The 15,053-nt window shown below is 44.3% G+C and carries 11 protein-coding genes; 3 read left to right on the top strand and 8 right to left on the bottom strand.

Features of this window, described 5'->3' with window-relative positions:
- Positions 1 to 307: 307 nt before the first annotated feature.
- Genes hemL through hemA form a run of 6 tightly spaced genes read right to left on the bottom strand, consistent with a single transcriptional unit; the run spans position 308 to position 6,783 of the window.
- Positions 308 to 1,585 (bottom strand): glutamate-1-semialdehyde 2,1-aminomutase, encoded by a 1,278-nt coding sequence (gene hemL / locus R8P61_21160; protein MDW3649592.1) that lies wholly within the window; start codon positions 1,583 to 1,585, stop codon positions 308 to 310.
- 31 nt (positions 1,586 to 1,616) lie between these two features.
- Positions 1,617 to 2,594, bottom strand: coding sequence for a porphobilinogen synthase (gene hemB / locus R8P61_21155; GenBank protein MDW3649591.1), 978 nt, complete (start codon positions 2,592 to 2,594; stop codon positions 1,617 to 1,619).
- Between the two features lie 24 nt (positions 2,595 to 2,618).
- A complete protein-coding gene (gene hemF / locus R8P61_21150; protein MDW3649590.1) occupies positions 2,619 to 3,542 on the bottom strand; it encodes an oxygen-dependent coproporphyrinogen oxidase in 924 nt (307 codons plus the stop codon).
- 5 nt (positions 3,543 to 3,547) lie between these two features.
- Positions 3,548 to 4,588: a uroporphyrinogen decarboxylase gene (hemE, locus tag R8P61_21145; protein ID MDW3649589.1), complete on the bottom strand. Its 1,041-nt coding sequence runs from the start codon at positions 4,586 to 4,588 to the stop codon at positions 3,548 to 3,550.
- 21 nt (positions 4,589 to 4,609) lie between these two features.
- On the bottom strand, positions 4,610 to 5,530 hold the full coding sequence (gene hemC / locus R8P61_21140) for a hydroxymethylbilane synthase (protein MDW3649588.1): 921 nt from the start codon (positions 5,528 to 5,530) through the stop codon (positions 4,610 to 4,612).
- Positions 5,527 to 6,783: a glutamyl-tRNA reductase gene (hemA, locus tag R8P61_21135; protein MDW3649587.1), complete on the bottom strand. Its 1,257-nt coding sequence runs from the start codon at positions 6,781 to 6,783 to the stop codon at positions 5,527 to 5,529. Before hemA ends, hemC begins: the two co-directional genes overlap by 4 nt.
- 296 nt (positions 6,784 to 7,079) lie before the next feature.
- On the opposite strand from hemA, the gene hemH reads away from it, so the two are divergent.
- From hemH to R8P61_21120, 3 genes are all read left to right on the top strand, one after another.
- Complete coding sequence (gene hemH / locus R8P61_21130; protein ID MDW3649586.1) at positions 7,080 to 8,120, top strand: ferrochelatase; 1,041 nt, start codon at positions 7,080 to 7,082, stop codon at positions 8,118 to 8,120.
- A gap of 12 nt (positions 8,121 to 8,132) precedes the next feature.
- Entirely contained in the window at positions 8,133 to 9,461 is a 1,329-nt protein-coding gene (gene hemG, locus R8P61_21125) for a protoporphyrinogen oxidase (protein ID MDW3649585.1), read from the top strand.
- Between the two features lie 74 nt (positions 9,462 to 9,535).
- Positions 9,536 to 10,657 (top strand): Sb-PDE family phosphodiesterase, encoded by a 1,122-nt coding sequence (locus R8P61_21120; GenBank protein MDW3649584.1) that lies wholly within the window; start codon positions 9,536 to 9,538, stop codon positions 10,655 to 10,657.
- Between the two features lie 2 nt (positions 10,658 to 10,659).
- Here R8P61_21120 and R8P61_21115 read toward each other — a convergent pair whose 3' ends face one another.
- Entirely contained in the window at positions 10,660 to 11,907 is a 1,248-nt protein-coding gene (locus tag R8P61_21115; GenBank protein ID MDW3649583.1) for an FAD-dependent oxidoreductase, read from the bottom strand.
- A gap of 435 nt (positions 11,908 to 12,342) precedes the next feature.
- Positions 12,343 to 14,751 (bottom strand): PKD domain-containing protein, encoded by a 2,409-nt coding sequence (locus R8P61_21110; protein MDW3649582.1) that lies wholly within the window; start codon positions 14,749 to 14,751, stop codon positions 12,343 to 12,345.
- Positions 14,752 to 15,053: the final 302 nt, after the last annotated feature.

Raw genomic sequence — 15,053 nt, 5'->3', positions numbered from 1 at the left:
TCTCTCATATATAAGGAGTAGCACCTACCAAAAACCCCGTAATCGTGTTAACGTTAGTATAAAATTGCCCATATAAAATAGCCGATTCAAACAACATTGTGTCAAAGGGTGGGATTAGTTCCTGCTTGGAGGGATTCTCCACCTTAACGGGGGAATAAGTTTCATATTCGCTAATTTAGGAATTTCCCATATTACGAATTTGCAAACTTTCTGTTTTGTCGAATCGTATCAGCTCGCTTTAAAACGAGCTTTTGTTAAAGCTAAACGAAGGAGATAAATATTTCAGAAATCTGAGGAATACATAAGTTTAGAATAAGCTTCCCTTAGCGGTTTCTATGGTTTTCTCAATGTCTTCATTTGTCAGAGCTGCGGAAAGGAACCATGATTCATAAGGAGAAGGGGGTAGGTAAATGCCTGCCTCCAGCATATCATGAAAGAGTTTGCGAAAACGATCGTGATCCCCTGCTGCAGAAGTATCCAAATCTGTTACAGCTTCCTCATTAAAATGGAGGCTGATCATCGAACCCGCACGATTGATTTGATAAGGGATTCCAGCTTTTTCACATACACTTGAAAGTCCTGCTGCCAGTTCTGCACAGCGTTTATCTAGCTCAGTATAAATGGAAGGCTTCGCCTTAAGTTCTTTCAAAAGGGTCAGTCCACTGATCATGGCAATTGGATTTCCCGATAAAGTTCCTGCCTGATAAACCGGACCAACCGGAGCCACATGATCCATAATCTCTTTCTTTCCACCATAGGCTCCTACAGGCATTCCTGCTCCAATAATTTTGCCCAATGTTACCAAATCGGCATTTATGTTCAGATATTCTTGTGCACCTCCGGGAGCCAGACGGAATCCAGTCATCACTTCGTCAAAAATGAGAACAATGCCTTCCTCTGTACAAATTTCACGCATGCCTTCCAGATAGCCGGGAAGAGGGGGTATACATCCCATATTTCCAGCAACAGGCTCAACAATGATGGCTGCTATTTCCCCTTTATGATCTGAAGCAAGGCTTTTAATGGCTTCGATATCATTGAAAGGAGCCAGGAGCGTATCCTGAGCAGTACCGGGCGTTACACCGGGACTATTGGGAATGCCGAGGGTCATGGCACCACTGCCTGCCTTGATCAGGAAAGAATCTCCATGCCCGTGATAGCATCCGGCAAACTTTATGATTTTGCTTCGACCGGTATATCCCCTTGCCAAGCGAATCGCGCTCATACAGGCTTCCGTTCCGGAGTTCACCATACGGACCAGGTCCACATTGGGAACCATGTCGCAGATGAGTTCTGCCATTTCGATCTCAAGTCGGGTAGGTGCTCCATAAGAAGTAGAGGAAAGCACCTGCTCTCGGATAGCTTCAATTACGGGAGGATAAGCATGACCCAGAATCATAGGACCCCAGGAACCGATATAGTCTATGTATTTTCTATCATCTTCATCATAGAGATAGGCTCCTTCTGCCTTTTTGATGAATAGGGGACTTCCGCCTACAGATTTGAAGGCACGAACCGGAGAGTTTACGCCTCCAGGGATAGTTTTGGCAGCTCTTTCGAAGAGATCTTTGCTTGTAGGATACATAAGTGTATTAGCGTTCGAGAGTGTTAGGGGGTTAGAGTTGTTTAGCTACTTCTTTGGCGAAGTAGGAGGCGATGAGGTCGGCTCCTGCCCTTTTGATGCTGATGAGGGATTCCCACATAGCCGCTTCTGCATCCAGCCAGCCTTGTATGCCCGCAGCTTTGATCATGGCATATTCTCCGCTGACCTGATAAGCAGAAACCGGAATTTCTACGGCTTCTTTCACTTGGCGAATTACATCCAGGTAAGCCATGGCCGGTTTAACCATCACAATGTCGGCACCTTCTTCCTGATCATCCACGGCTTCCTTTACTCCTTCTTTCCAATTGGCAGGATCCATCTGATAAGTTTTCTTATCTCCAAAACCGGGAGCCGAATCCAGGGCATCACGGAAGGGGCCATAGAAACTGCTGGCATATTTGGCGCTATAAGCCATGATACCAGTATCCGTGAAATCATTCTCCTCCAAGGCCTCACGGATCGCCAATATTCGTCCATCCATCATGTCAGAAGGAGCTACAAAGTCAGCACCTGCTTCGGCATGGCTTACCGCCATTTTTGCCAAAACATCTACCGTCTCATCATTGACAATCTTTCCATCTTCTACTATTCCGTCATGCCCGAAAGAAGAATAGGGATCGAGCGCTACATCTGTCATCACGCAAAGATCAGGCACTGCAGATTTGATGCTGCGAATGCTTCTTTGCATCAATCCGTCTGGATTGAGTGCTTCAGTGCCTGCATTGTCTTTGAGGGAATCATCAGATTTTACGAAAAGCAGAACACTCTTTAAGCCCAGGTCCCATATTTCTTTGACCTCTTTTTCTATCAGGTCAAGGCTGTAACGATAATAAGCCGGCATAGAAGGGATTTCTTCCTGCTTGCCTTTGCCTTCTGTAATAAATAGAGGGACAATAAAATCGCTCGCATGCAGGCGAGTCTCCCTAATCATTTCTCGGATGGCCGGGCTTTGTCTTAATCTTCGACTTCTCCTTAGCGGGAAAGTTGACATATAATAAATAAATGTTTTGTGTACTTAGGCAAGGGAATTCAGGCTCTCATTGGCCCAATCTCGGGGCTTCAGAGCTTCCAGTAATTCTGATTCACGACTTCCTGCCTCCGGCTGGTGATTATATTCCCATCTTACAGTTGCAGGCAGGCTCATCAGTATAGATTCTATCCTTCCTTTCGTCTTCAAACCGAAAAGCGTACCCCGGTCATGAATGAGATTGAATTCTACATACCTGCCTCGGCGGATTTCCTGCCATTCTTTTTGTTCTGAACTATAGGGCAAATCTTTCCTTCTTTCTACTATGGGAAGGTAAGCAGCTAAAAAGCTTTTCCCCATATCTGTATTGAAGGCATACCAGTCTTCTATGCTTCTTTCCTCTGAATCCTTTAGGTAATCATAAAACATTCCTCCGATTCCTCTGGCTTCATCTCTGTGGGCATTGAAGAAATATTCATCACAGGCCTTTTTGTATTTGGGGTAAAGTTCTGTACCATGAGGATCTGAGGCTGCCTTGAGGGTTTTGTGGAAATGAATGGCATCTTCCGGCCAAATATAATAAGGCGTCATATCCGCCCCTCCGCCAAACCAGCGATCGACGATTTCCCCATTTTCCCCATACATTTCAAAGTATCGAAAATTGGCATGTACAGTAGGCACCATCGGATTGTGAGGATGAATTACCAGGGACAGTCCACATGCAAAGAAATCTGCCTGTGAAACCCCCAGGTTTTTTTGCATCACTTCTGGCAGTTTTCCATGAACGACAGAGATATTTACCCCGCCTTTTTCAAAAACATCTCCATCTCGAATGATACGAGTCTTACCTCCGCCACCTCCGGGTCTTTCCCAGGCATCTTCCTCAAATTTTCCGTTTCCATCTACAGCTTCCAGTCCTGCGCAAATCTCATTCTGCAGCTCATGGATATAGTTGACAAAATTTTCTCTGATGTTCATTAGCCGAAACTTTTGATGGTATCAATGAAAGCTTTTGCGTGATCTACCGGAACATTGGGTAGGATGCCGTGTCCGAGATTGGCGATATATTTTTGTGTACCAAAGGCCTCAACCATCTCGCGTGTCATGCGCTCGATTTCAGGGATGGGTCCAAGTAGTCTTGAGGGATCAAAATTCCCTTGCAGCGTGATATCATTTCCGGCCAGCTTTCTGGCTTCTCCCGGCCTTACGCCCCAATCTACTCCAATTGCAGCTGCTCCACTGGCAGTGAATTCAGGATAGGCATGACTACAGCCTTTTGCAAAAACAATCATGGGATGAGGTTTCAAAGCCTCTACGATTTGTTTGAGATAAGGCAGAGAGAAAGTCATGAAATCATTGGGTGCGAGTAGGCCACCCCATGAGTCAAAAAGTTGTAATAAGTTGGCACCAGCTTCCATCTGTGCTTTGAGATATAGAATGGTGGCATCCGTAATTTTTTGCAGAAGTTTGTGAGCTGCCTGGGGTTGAGTAAAGCAGAAAGCCTTTGCCTTGGCAAAATTTTTGGAACCCTGACCCTCTACCATATAACAAAGTAGCGTCCAGGGAGCTCCGGCAAATCCAATCAGGGGTACATCTGCAGGCAAAGTCGAACGGGTCAACTTCAAGGCGTCCATGACATAGTGCAAGCGGTCGGCGATGTCTCCAACTACGATATTGTCTACATCCGCTTCCGTTTGAACCGTCCTGGGTAATCTGGGACCTTCGCCTGGATTGATGGTTACTTCAAAATCCAGGGCTTGGGGGATTACCAGGATATCGGAGAAAATAATCGCAGCATCTACTCCTACCTGATCAACAGGCATGACGGTAATCTCGGTAGCCAATTCGGGTGTTTCTACTCTTTCAAAGAATGTATATTTCGCCCGCAACTTCATATAATCCGGCAAGTATCTTCCGGCCTGACGCATCATCCAAACGGGTGGACGAGAAACTTCTTCCCCTCTCAGGGCTCTCATCAGCAAGGCATTTTCTATTCCTGTACTAACTATATTCTGCATAATCTTTTTATATACCAGGACCTAAGCCCTGAGTTCTTCTCTTTTAATTTCTTCTATGATTGAATCAGCTCCTGCTTTCAGGGCTGTTGAAGCAAATAAAAAACCCGCATCCTCAGCTCCTTGTTTGGCAATTACCTCTTCCAGATAAACTTCTTGCTTCCCATCCAGGCTATTGACTTTTGCTCGGAAATGAATTTCCTCTCCTTTGATGACAGCATGCGCACCTACCGGAGCTGAACATCCTCCTTCAACCCCGTTTAAAAAATCTCTTTCAATCTTTCCGCTAAGAAAAGCATCTTCATCATTGAGTAACTGAAGTTTCTGAATGAGCTCTTGCTCTGAACTTCTGCAAACCAAAGCGATAATGCCTTGTGCAGGTGCGGGGATCATCCAATCAAGGAGGAGGTGATTCTCTGGCAGTATGTCCAAACGATCCAAACCTGCCTTCGCGAATACTGCGCCCTGACTACCTGAATCTTCCAGTTTTTGCAAACGGGTAGGAACATTGCCCCTCAGGCCAAAGACTTCAAAATTGGGATAACGATGTAGCCATTGGGCTTTTCTTCTCGGGCTTCCGGTCAGGATAGAGCCCTTCGCTTCTGTTTGAGAGAACAGATTTTTTTCTCCTTTATAAACCAGTACATCCAAGGCAGAGGCGCGTGGCAATACAGCTGCCAAATGCAAACCTTCAGGGATAACAGTTGGATAATCTTTCAGGGAATGAACAGCCAGATCGGCTTCTTTATTCAAAAGAGCATCATCCAGCACTTTGGTAAAAAGACCTGTACCTCCGATTTGATGCAAAGGTTTATTTGTAATCAGGTCCCCTTTTGAACTCATGGGATGTAACATACTCGCGAGGGCATGTTCTTCCAGAAGTGCTTTTACTGTATTTGCCTGCCACAAGGCAAGTTTACTTTTTCGGGTTCCGATTCTGATCATGTAGCCCTGCTTTCTTCGCTCAATCTAAATATGCTCTCGATGGTCCGGAGACTATCTTCTGGATTTTCGCTTTGACTGGTGAGGTGCAAAGCGACCTGGCGGGTGATCTTGAGGATGATGCGGTCAGTCAATAAGTCGACCTGCCCTTTGGCATCCTCGTGTATATCTTCTTTCAATCGACGCATTTCGCGACTTTTGATTTCCTGCAGATTCTCTTTAATCGCATTAAGCATAGGGGCGAATTTTCTGTTTTGCAGCCATTTGCTAAACGCTGCTTCCTCCTCCGCTACGATCTTTTCTGCTTTGGGAATCTCTGTTTTTCGTTTTTCTAATCCTGAATTCATCACTTCTGCTAAGCCATTTACATCAATGACTTCGGCTCTTCCTTCTTCCAGGAGTTTCAAATCTATGTTGCGAGGTACAGAAAGGTCAATTAATAACTTCCCCTTCTCTTTCCCTTCAAAATGTTCTTTCAATAGAGTCGCTTCATCCGCTCCCGTTGCAACAACGACTACATCAGATGACTGAGCCACTTCACTCAACCGATCGATAGCTGCAATTTCTACCGGATATTTCATGGCCATCTCTTCTGCACGGGTTAGCGTACGGTTGATAAGGGTGATTTTGGCCTGGGGAAATTTGCGGTACAAATTATCACAGGTAGCTCTTCCTATCTTACCCACTCCATAAAGGAGAATGTTAGGAGCGGCAGTTTTACTGTCCCACTGTTTTCTGATGGCTTGTACTGCCGCATAAGCCAAAGATGTGGTGCCACTACTCAGGCCTGTTTCATTTTTGATGCGTTTGCTACTTTTGATAACAAGATTGACCAGTCGCTCAAGCATGGCATTGCTGCAGCCCATCTTTTTCGCCAATTCAAAGCCTTGCTTTACCTGGCTGATGATTTGAAAATCTCCGATGATCTGGGATTCTAATCCCGAGCCAACCCGAAAAAGATGGCTGATTGCCTCGTGGCCTTCTCTTATATATCCAAATTCTGCAAAGCTCTCTGCTTTTCCTTTGCTATAGGTAAGTAATAGGCTAAGCAAATCATCTGCTTGTGGCGCAAAACCATAAAGCTCTGTACGATTACAGGTGCTAACTGCAAATGCACCTCTGCCGAAGCGCCTTTTATAGTCCTCCAATAAAGCTTCCATAGCTTCATTACTCAGACTGAAGGCTTCTCTGGTTTGGAGATTGGCCTTTTTGAAACTAAGGCCTATTTGAAAAAAACGATCCTCACTTTGCAGCATGCTCAGGTTCTGTTCTGATAGAATATGTTACAAAAATACCCCTGAATCGGGAATAAAAATGCCCAAAAAGGAAGTATAAATATCAAAAAGAGTATTTCTTACTCATTTTAGATTCATTATAAATAAATCCGTTTCAAGTTAATTAAGGACGGTTTTAATGTGTTTAAGGCTGCTTTTGCCTGCCATATATCTTCTCTCTTGTCAGGAAAGGCAAAAAAATGTCGAAATAAATCGAACATTTTTGCCGGATTTTTCTTCTACCTTTGTATTTCTTAAATCGGATATTCCTGAGATAAATGAAACAAGCAGTATTGATCGTAAATCTGGGTTCGCCAGATTCTCCTGAGCCCAAAGACGTAAAGCCCTATCTAAATGAGTTCCTGATGGACGAACGGGTAATTGATGTACCACTTCTCCTTAGAAAATTTTTGGTACAAGGCATTATCCTAAATACCCGACCCAAGAAATCTGCGAAAGCTTATAAGAAAATTTGGTGGGAAGAAGGCTCTCCCCTCATTGTTTTGAGTTATCGTTTCTTTGAGCTCCTCAAAAAGGAATTGCCGATTCCGGTCGAATTAGGAATGAGATACGGCAAGCCTTCGATTGCATCTGCCATCCAGAAACTAAAGGATGCCAATCCCGATCTGGAAGAGATATTCCTGGTTCCCCTCTATCCTCACTACGCCATGTCTTCTTTTGAGACTGTGGTAGTCAAGACTGAGGAGGTCATCAACAAGGAATATCCTAATCTGAAAGTTCAGACCCTGGCACCTTTTTATGAGGATGTAGACTACATAGAGGTTTTAGCCGAAAGTATGCGTCCCTATTTGAAGGAAGAATACGATCATCTGCTATTTAGCTATCACGGCATTCCCGAACGCCACCTCCGAAAAGGCGATCCGAGCAAATCTCATTGCATGAGTCGGAAAGATTGTTGTGAACTTGCCAATGCAGCTCACCATACCTGCTATCGTCATCAGGTATTTAAGACCACTCAGTTGGTAGCCGAAAAGTTGGGCATCCCCAAAGAAAAATACAGTGTGTCTTTCCAGTCTCGTTTGGCTGGCGAACCCTGGTTGACGCCTTATACAGATAAAGTGCTGGAAGAACTGCCGGCCGAGGGCAAAAAGAAATTGCTGGTTGTTACTCCGGCATTTGTTTCTGATTGCCTGGAGACCCTGGAAGAAATCGGTATGGAAGGAAAGGAAGAATATCTCGAAGCGGGAGGTGAGTCCTTTACCCTGATTCCCTGCCTCAATGATAATGCAGCCTGGGCAAGGGTAGTAGCTAAATGGTGTAAGGCACATTTCCGCCTGGAAGAATTTGCCCATTCCTGATATTTGGCTTGTATGAGAACTCAAATTGCGATCATAGGGGGAGGGATATCCGGCTTGACAGCTGCTTTTTATTTACACAAGAAAGGCATCCCATTTGTCTTGCTGGAAAAAGAACAGCAAAGTGGGGGCGCCTTAAAGAGTGAGAAACTGGATGGGTATTCACTGGAGAGAGGGGCGAATACGGTGGCTATGAATGTGGAGCTCCAGGAAATGATTGCTGACTTAGACCTGGAGGCCGAAATTGAGAAGCCTTTCGAAAGCAGCCATAAACGATATATCTACCGAAATGGATCGCTTCACGCTTTGACTCAGTCTCCCCTTTCTTTATTCAAATCAAGTTTACTTTCGCGTTCAGCAAAATGGCGTCTGGCCAGGGAAGCCTTCGTTTCCTCAAAATCAGATGGGACAGAAAGTGTAGCAGAATTTTTTAGTCGAAGAATTGGCAGAGAAGCCTATGAATATTTGGTAGCTGCAGGTTTACAGGGAGTCTATGCGGGCATAGCTGAACAGATGCATATGAAATCTGTGATGCCTGCTTTGGTACAGATGGAGGAGGAAAAAGGTTCTTTGCTGAAAGGCCTGATTGCCCGACAAAAAGAAGCTAAAAAATCCGGAGCTCCGAAAAGGAGTATTTTTGCAGTGAAAGGAGGGATGAATAAGTTGGCGGAAAGAATCAGGGAAGTTTGTGGCGAATCGATTCGGACTTCTACAGCAGTTGACAATCTCAAAAAGACGGAAAGAGGATATCAAATAGAGGCCGAAGGAATGGGCTTTGAAGCGGAACAGCTCATCTATGCAGCTCCTGCTCATGCAGCAAATATGCTGGAAGAAATGTCTCCTGAGCTCAGCAGAGCCCTTTTGCGGATACCCTATGCTCCCATGATATTATTGCATCTTGCCTATGATGCGACCGCCCTGGGACAAGCGGTAGATGGCTTTGGTTTCCTCATTCCTCCTAAAGAAAATACTGCTTTATTAGGTGCTATTTGGAACTCAGGAATTTTTTCAGAAAGAAGCCCAAAGGAAAAACGCCTCTTTACCCTCTTTGTGGGAGGGGCTCGCCAGCCTGATTTGGACCCTCAGCATTCGCGATCTCATATTGAACAAGCACAGCAGGAGTTTGAAAAAATTATGAAAATCAAATCTCCAGCCGTATTTCAGGATTTGTCTTACTGGAAATATGCCATTCCACAATACAGCATGAGGCATCCGGAAATTCTTTCGGAAATTCGTCAAGCCCAGGAAAGCCTCCCTGATTTTTATCTCATAGGGAATTATATTCAGGGAGTTTCTGTGGGAGATTGTGTAACCAGAGCGAAAAAACTGGTAGATAGCCTATAAAATCCAGGAATTCTTAGTCTTCCTATTGTCCATTTCTCAAGCAAATGCGTAGTTTGGAAAAAACGCTTTTTCCAATGAAAACTACTACTACCTTCACTATTCTCTTGCTATGTATCTCTTTCATTTTTGCACAAAGCGACCATAGCCATACCTATTCCCGCAGCATAGAGTTCCCTGATATTCCGGGATTTAAAACCCTGGCTTGCGATTTTCATATTCATACGGTCTTTTCTGATGGGAGTGTCTGGCCGGATATCCGGGTGATGGAAGCTCTCCGGGACGGCCTGGATGCGATTTCCCTTACGGAACATTTAGAATACCAACCTCACCTGGATGATATTCCTCATCCGGATAGAAACCGATCCTATGAAATTGCGATGCGTGAAGCCAGAGATCACGACTTATTGATCATTCATGGAGCAGAGATCACCCGCGACATGCCTCCGGGACATAGCAATGCGATTTTTATTGAGGATGCCAATAAACTCATGGATAAAGATCCGATGAAAGTCTTTGAGGAAGCAAAAAAGCAAGGAGCCTTTGTTTTCTGGAACCATCCTAATTGGATTTCTCAGCGAAAAGATGGCATCGCAACTATAACGGATATGCACAAAGAGTTGATCGAAAAAGATCTTTTGCATGGGATAGAGGTAGTGAATGATTTGACCTATTCAGATGAAGCCTTGCAAATGGCGCTGGATAATGATTTGGCGGTAGTGGGCACCTCAGATATTCACGGATTGGTGGATTGGCAATATGGGATTCAAAAAGGTGGCCATAGACCGGTAATGCTGGTTTTTGCTGAAGATAAAAGTGCTGAAGGGATTAAAGAAGCCATGTTTGCTGGACGAACGGCTGCTTATTTCAAGGATTTGATTGTGGGAAAAGAAGAGTTTCTAAAGCCTTTATTTGAATCTAGTTTGAAAATTAATTCTGCCAAATACAGAGGAGATACTCAGGTCCTTCTAATAGAATTAGAGAATGTATCTAATGCAAAAATCCTGCTCGATAATTCGAGTAGGTATAGCTTCCATGCACATAGTGATATCGTTGAAATTCCTGCTAAAGGGACGATAAAACTAGAAGTGAAGACTTTAGAGATAAAAGAAGAAATCCTGCTGAATTTTGAGGTGCTAAATGGGATAATAGCACCCAATCAACATCCTGCTATAGAGTTGAAAGTAGATGTCGAATAAGTTTAATGTAGACGAAAGGCATCATCATATTCCGGCAACTTTTTTCCTTCGTAAATGCGATTGGAAATATATTCTCCTAAAGCAGGTCCGTGCTTGAAAGCGTGGCCTGAACCTGCACAGGTAAACCAAATGTTTTCCATCTCTGGATGTTGGTCAATGATGAAATGTTCGTCTGAGCTGAAACTCAATTGGCAGACCCGTGTTTCGAGCACGGGCTGGTCTTTTAGACCGGGAAATCTTTTGGCAATAAATTCGCGAACACGTTTTAGTTCGTACATATTTACCAAACGATCATCTTTGTCGAGATCTATGCCATTGTTATCCGGCCAGGGAGCTACTTTCAAGCCCCTTCCCCGAATGTCCGGCATACCATAATAGCGGGCATCCGCCTGATTACTGAAACTCCATACAGGAAAATTAGGATAACTATATCGATCGTCGCCGGAAGCTGCCCCCACAAATAAGACATCTCTTCTGACTACCTTTATTTTGTCCTCAAACAAGTTTGGGAAAAGACGGGGAGTCCAGGGGCCGCAAGCAAATATATAGGTATCTGCAGATAGTTTTTCTTTCTGATTCAGGAGGATATGATCTTGTTTGCCTCCAATACTCTTGCCTGTTTCTACCTTACCTATCTCCAATTTTCCTCCCTTTTTCACAAACTCTTCTGCAACTATCCGGATTGCTTCGCGCGCCATGAGGGTACTACCTCCTTTTCCACCGGGAAAGTACATGCCTGATGCTATTCCTTCCAGATTCATTTGTGGCCAACGATAGCTCAGTTCTTTGTTGTCGAGGAGTTCTGAGGAAACTCCCAGCTTTTTTAAGCCTTCCTGATCTTTGAGCAGTTTATCTTTATTTTCCCCTAAACCCAACTTCAATCTACCGGTCGGATACATAAAGGATGCCCCCCATTCTTCCTGCCAGGCATCCCAAAGTTCAAAGGCGCGGATATTCATTTTACTATACATCCATCTATCCCCATAATCAGAACGCAAAATTCGACTTTCTCCTCCTGAGCTGGCCCTTGAATTGCCGGGACCATAAGCGTCTATGAGCCTCACCTTTGCCCCCAATTCCTGTAGATAAAATGCAGTCCATACGCCAAATACTCCTGCACCAATGACTATGATATCAGAATTGTTTTTTGGGGAAAGGGTATTGAGTTGAAGCAGGCTTTGACTGCCTCCAAAGCTCGCAGTTGTGGCGGCAATTCCGAGGCCTTTTTTTAGGAAGGATCTTCTTTTCATGAGTAGTTGCAGCTTGTTTTTTCTCTCTCTCAATATGCAAATTTGAAAGATTCATTTTCCTCTATTGTATGGGTTTTTTTGCGACTTTTTAGAAAAGTCGCTCAAAATCTGAAGGGCTAAACCTGCCCGCCCACAGGCCTTCCATCCCCGACGCGCCTTATTTGAACGAATTCCTTAAGATGGGTCCTTCCCCATGATAGGTGCAGCCAGATTCCCAAAGAAAAAAAGAAAAGTAAAAACAGCTTAGTCACTGAGAAGAATAGTGTCATATTTTCCAGTGAGTTTGCTATGATTTCGAAAAGTAGATTCATGACTTAGTCGCTTAATGTAAGGCTAATCTAGTCCTGATCTAAAAGGGAATCGTCTCAAATCACTCCTGATACTTTTCGAAGAGGTATCAATAGTGTTTTGAGACGACTCAAATTAGGTGAGAATCTACTTGAAGAGGGTTACGGTACCTGTTTTGTCTATGGTATTGCCAAGATTGTCTTTGGCCTGAACTCTATAGACATAGACACCTTCTCTCACAGCTTTTCCGTCCTGACTGGTTCCATTCCAGCGAAATTCAGGATTTTCTGTAGCAAAGATTTCATTTCCGAAGCGATTGTATACACTGATTCTGAATCTCTGTAGCAGACGGGTAGCTATGTACCACTCATCATTGATGCCATCTGCATTAGGAGAAAAGGCAGAGGGAACATGGACTACAACCAGATTCTTAACTTCTATCACTTTTTGGAAGTCATAGGGACAGCCATAAATATCTGTGAGATTGAGTTTGACCAGATATTTATTAGGAAACTTATACTCATGAGCCGGTGAAGGCGTGAGAGCGGTATTTCCATCTCCAAAGTCCCAACTATAGAGGTCCCCCGGAATATCACCATTCAAGCTAAAACTGACGATGGTGTTGGGAAATTCTACTACGCTATCTGAGGGCACAATTTCTCCTGTGCCGACGGGATAATGTGTGGCTTCTACCAGAATCCGTTCGCTCACACAGCCCTCTTTACTGAGTTGGTCCACATAGTATTGTTGTGGAAAGACGACTGGAGGGGTGAAGAAACTGCTGCTCTGTTGGAACGGATCTTCATCTGTTGGATTGTAATACCATCTGCTAATTCCGCCCGGATCAGGAACTGCTGTCAGGAGTGATTGTTCTCCGATGCATACCGGATCATCTCCCAGCGTAGGAGGATCGGGTTGATAAATGATCTGATCTTGCCTGAGGCTATCCACACAACCTTTATCGGTTTGGATATAAAGAGTTACGGGATACACGCCACCGGAATCATACAAATGTACCGGATGGGTCAGTGCGCCTAAACTATCTCCATCTCCGGTATCCCACCACCAGGTATCGATGTAATCACTGAAGCCGGGTAATTGCGGCATAGTACCTCGATAAATGAAGTGTGCGCTATCTCCATTACAAACATCTTCTTCCACCTCAAAATCGACCAATGCATTGGGCCAAACCTGAATAAATCGAGAGGCTGTGTCTCTACATCCGAGGGCATTGAAGGCTTCCAGAAAAACCTGGTATCTGCCTGGACGCGTATAGGCATAGCTGAAGCTGTCTATATTACTCTGAATAACTCCATCTCCCATTCGCCAGCTCAAATTAGCGGCTGTGGAATTTGGGTAGGTAGTCTGATGAAGAATATCTATGCTGGCTCCCTGACAGGCCGTATTAGGGGTGATCAGGCTAATATCCGGTTTGTCCAGCACATTGATATCTACCGTTGCGGTATCATTACATCCATTTACATCTGTAATGATCTGCTCGACGGTATAAACACCCGCATTGGAATAATTTTTCAGGGGTTGTCGTAAGGTGCTGCTGGTTCCATCTCCGAAATTCCAGAGATAAGAACGTGCCTGAGAGGGCCCTGTATAATCAAAGCCAAAGGCATTACCAATCAGGCATTGATCCGTTTGTGCATTGATACCTGCATTGGGGGGCAGAGGCATAAAGATGTTGGCGGTATAGGGTGCCGCTCCATTATTACAGAAATCCCCTACAAAGCCTACCAGAGAAATCGTATAGTTTCCAGCTTGCTGAATAGGCGGAGAAACGACGAGGTCAAAACTATTGTCGAAACCATTTCCGGCAGTATCACAATTGGGGCTGATTACCTGTGAAATAGTATAAGGACCATCCGGACCACTAAAGGCAAAATCGGAAGGATCAACTGTATTACAGAGAATATTTTCATCAAAAGTGATTGTCACTCCGGTACAGAAACTGCTGGTTCCGGTTACATTGGGAGGAGTGTCATCAAATAGGACAGCGGTAGATTGACTGAAATTGATGGTGTAACCTGCATTGGAGGAAGTAAAGTTGCTGACATTTAGCACAAAACTATCTCCTGCATTTACAGTGAGGCAGGGTTCAAATTGTCCGGGACAATCCGTTCTGCCATTGGGTCCCGTCTCTCCTCCGCAACCTGTATTGAAGGTCCAGTTACAGGCGACCTCCAGAGCGGGGTTGTTAGGAATGGCGGCACAAGAAGAATTGGTGATGTCATATAAGGCCCAATCATAGTCATCGGCAGAATCCACCGGACTTATGGTAAAGCAAAGCTGCCCACCCGTCTGGATGCGAAAGCGATACCAAACACTGTTACGTTCTCCCAGAATCATGCAGGAAGTGTTTCCGTCTATTTCATCGGAATCTCTACCTGCACCTCTATAAGAGTCAGGCTGAAAATATACATCCTGGCAAATACTTAGTGCACCAAAACAATCCTGCTCGGGTTGTCTTGGCGGGAGTTGAGCCTGAACATATAGGGCGTTGGAAAAGAGCGTGAGAATGAGTGTAATTCGGAAAATTCTGTCCATAATCTTACATCAGCAAATAAAGAAAAATTAGGCCGAAAGAGAGAATCCTTACTTCTCGTATTGAGAATTTTCGGAATCTTAAGTCCGCAGTTTTTTCTTTGGCTTTTGTTTAAAACAGGTTAATACTTTTCTCAAATAAGATACTCTCGGCATTTGGTAAAACCCGCAAAGGAGCTTTGAAATCCATGTTTAATGAACAATTGAACAGGAATTTTTCGTCTCCGGTAAATTTGCTTTTAGTTAATAACCCCATCTTTTTGTAATCGTTTTATCTATCATAAAGATGCAGGTTTCTCTCATGA

Source organism: Bacteroidia bacterium (assembly GCA_033391075.1).
Classification (GTDB): Bacteria; Bacteroidota; Bacteroidia; order J057; family J057; genus JAWPMV01.
Note: the sequence above shows the minus strand (reverse complement) of the source record. Positions and strands in the feature narration are given on the sequence as shown.

Excerpts from the sequence above, each read along its gene's own strand:
- hemL (MDW3649592.1), bottom strand. The coding sequence starts at position 1,585 with ATGTATCCTACAAGCAAAGATCTCTTCGAAAGAGCTGCCAAAACTATC.
- hemB (MDW3649591.1), bottom strand. The coding sequence starts at position 2,594 with ATGTCAACTTTCCCGCTAAGGAGAAGTCGAAGATTAAGACAAAGCCCG.
- hemE (MDW3649589.1), bottom strand. The coding sequence starts at position 4,588 with ATGCAGAATATAGTTAGTACAGGAATAGAAAATGCCTTGCTGATGAGA.
- hemC (MDW3649588.1), bottom strand. The coding sequence starts at position 5,530 with ATGATCAGAATCGGAACCCGAAAAAGTAAACTTGCCTTGTGGCAGGCA.
- hemA (MDW3649587.1), bottom strand. The coding sequence starts at position 6,783 with ATGCTGCAAAGTGAGGATCGTTTTTTTCAAATAGGCCTTAGTTTCAAA.
- hemH (MDW3649586.1), top strand. The coding sequence starts at position 7,080 with ATGAAACAAGCAGTATTGATCGTAAATCTGGGTTCGCCAGATTCTCCT.
- hemG (MDW3649585.1), top strand. The coding sequence starts at position 8,133 with ATGAGAACTCAAATTGCGATCATAGGGGGAGGGATATCCGGCTTGACA.
- R8P61_21120 (MDW3649584.1), top strand. The coding sequence starts at position 9,536 with ATGAAAACTACTACTACCTTCACTATTCTCTTGCTATGTATCTCTTTC.
- R8P61_21115 (MDW3649583.1), bottom strand. The coding sequence starts at position 11,907 with ATGAAAAGAAGATCCTTCCTAAAAAAAGGCCTCGGAATTGCCGCCACA.
- R8P61_21110 (MDW3649582.1), bottom strand. The coding sequence starts at position 14,751 with ATGGACAGAATTTTCCGAATTACACTCATTCTCACGCTCTTTTCCAAC.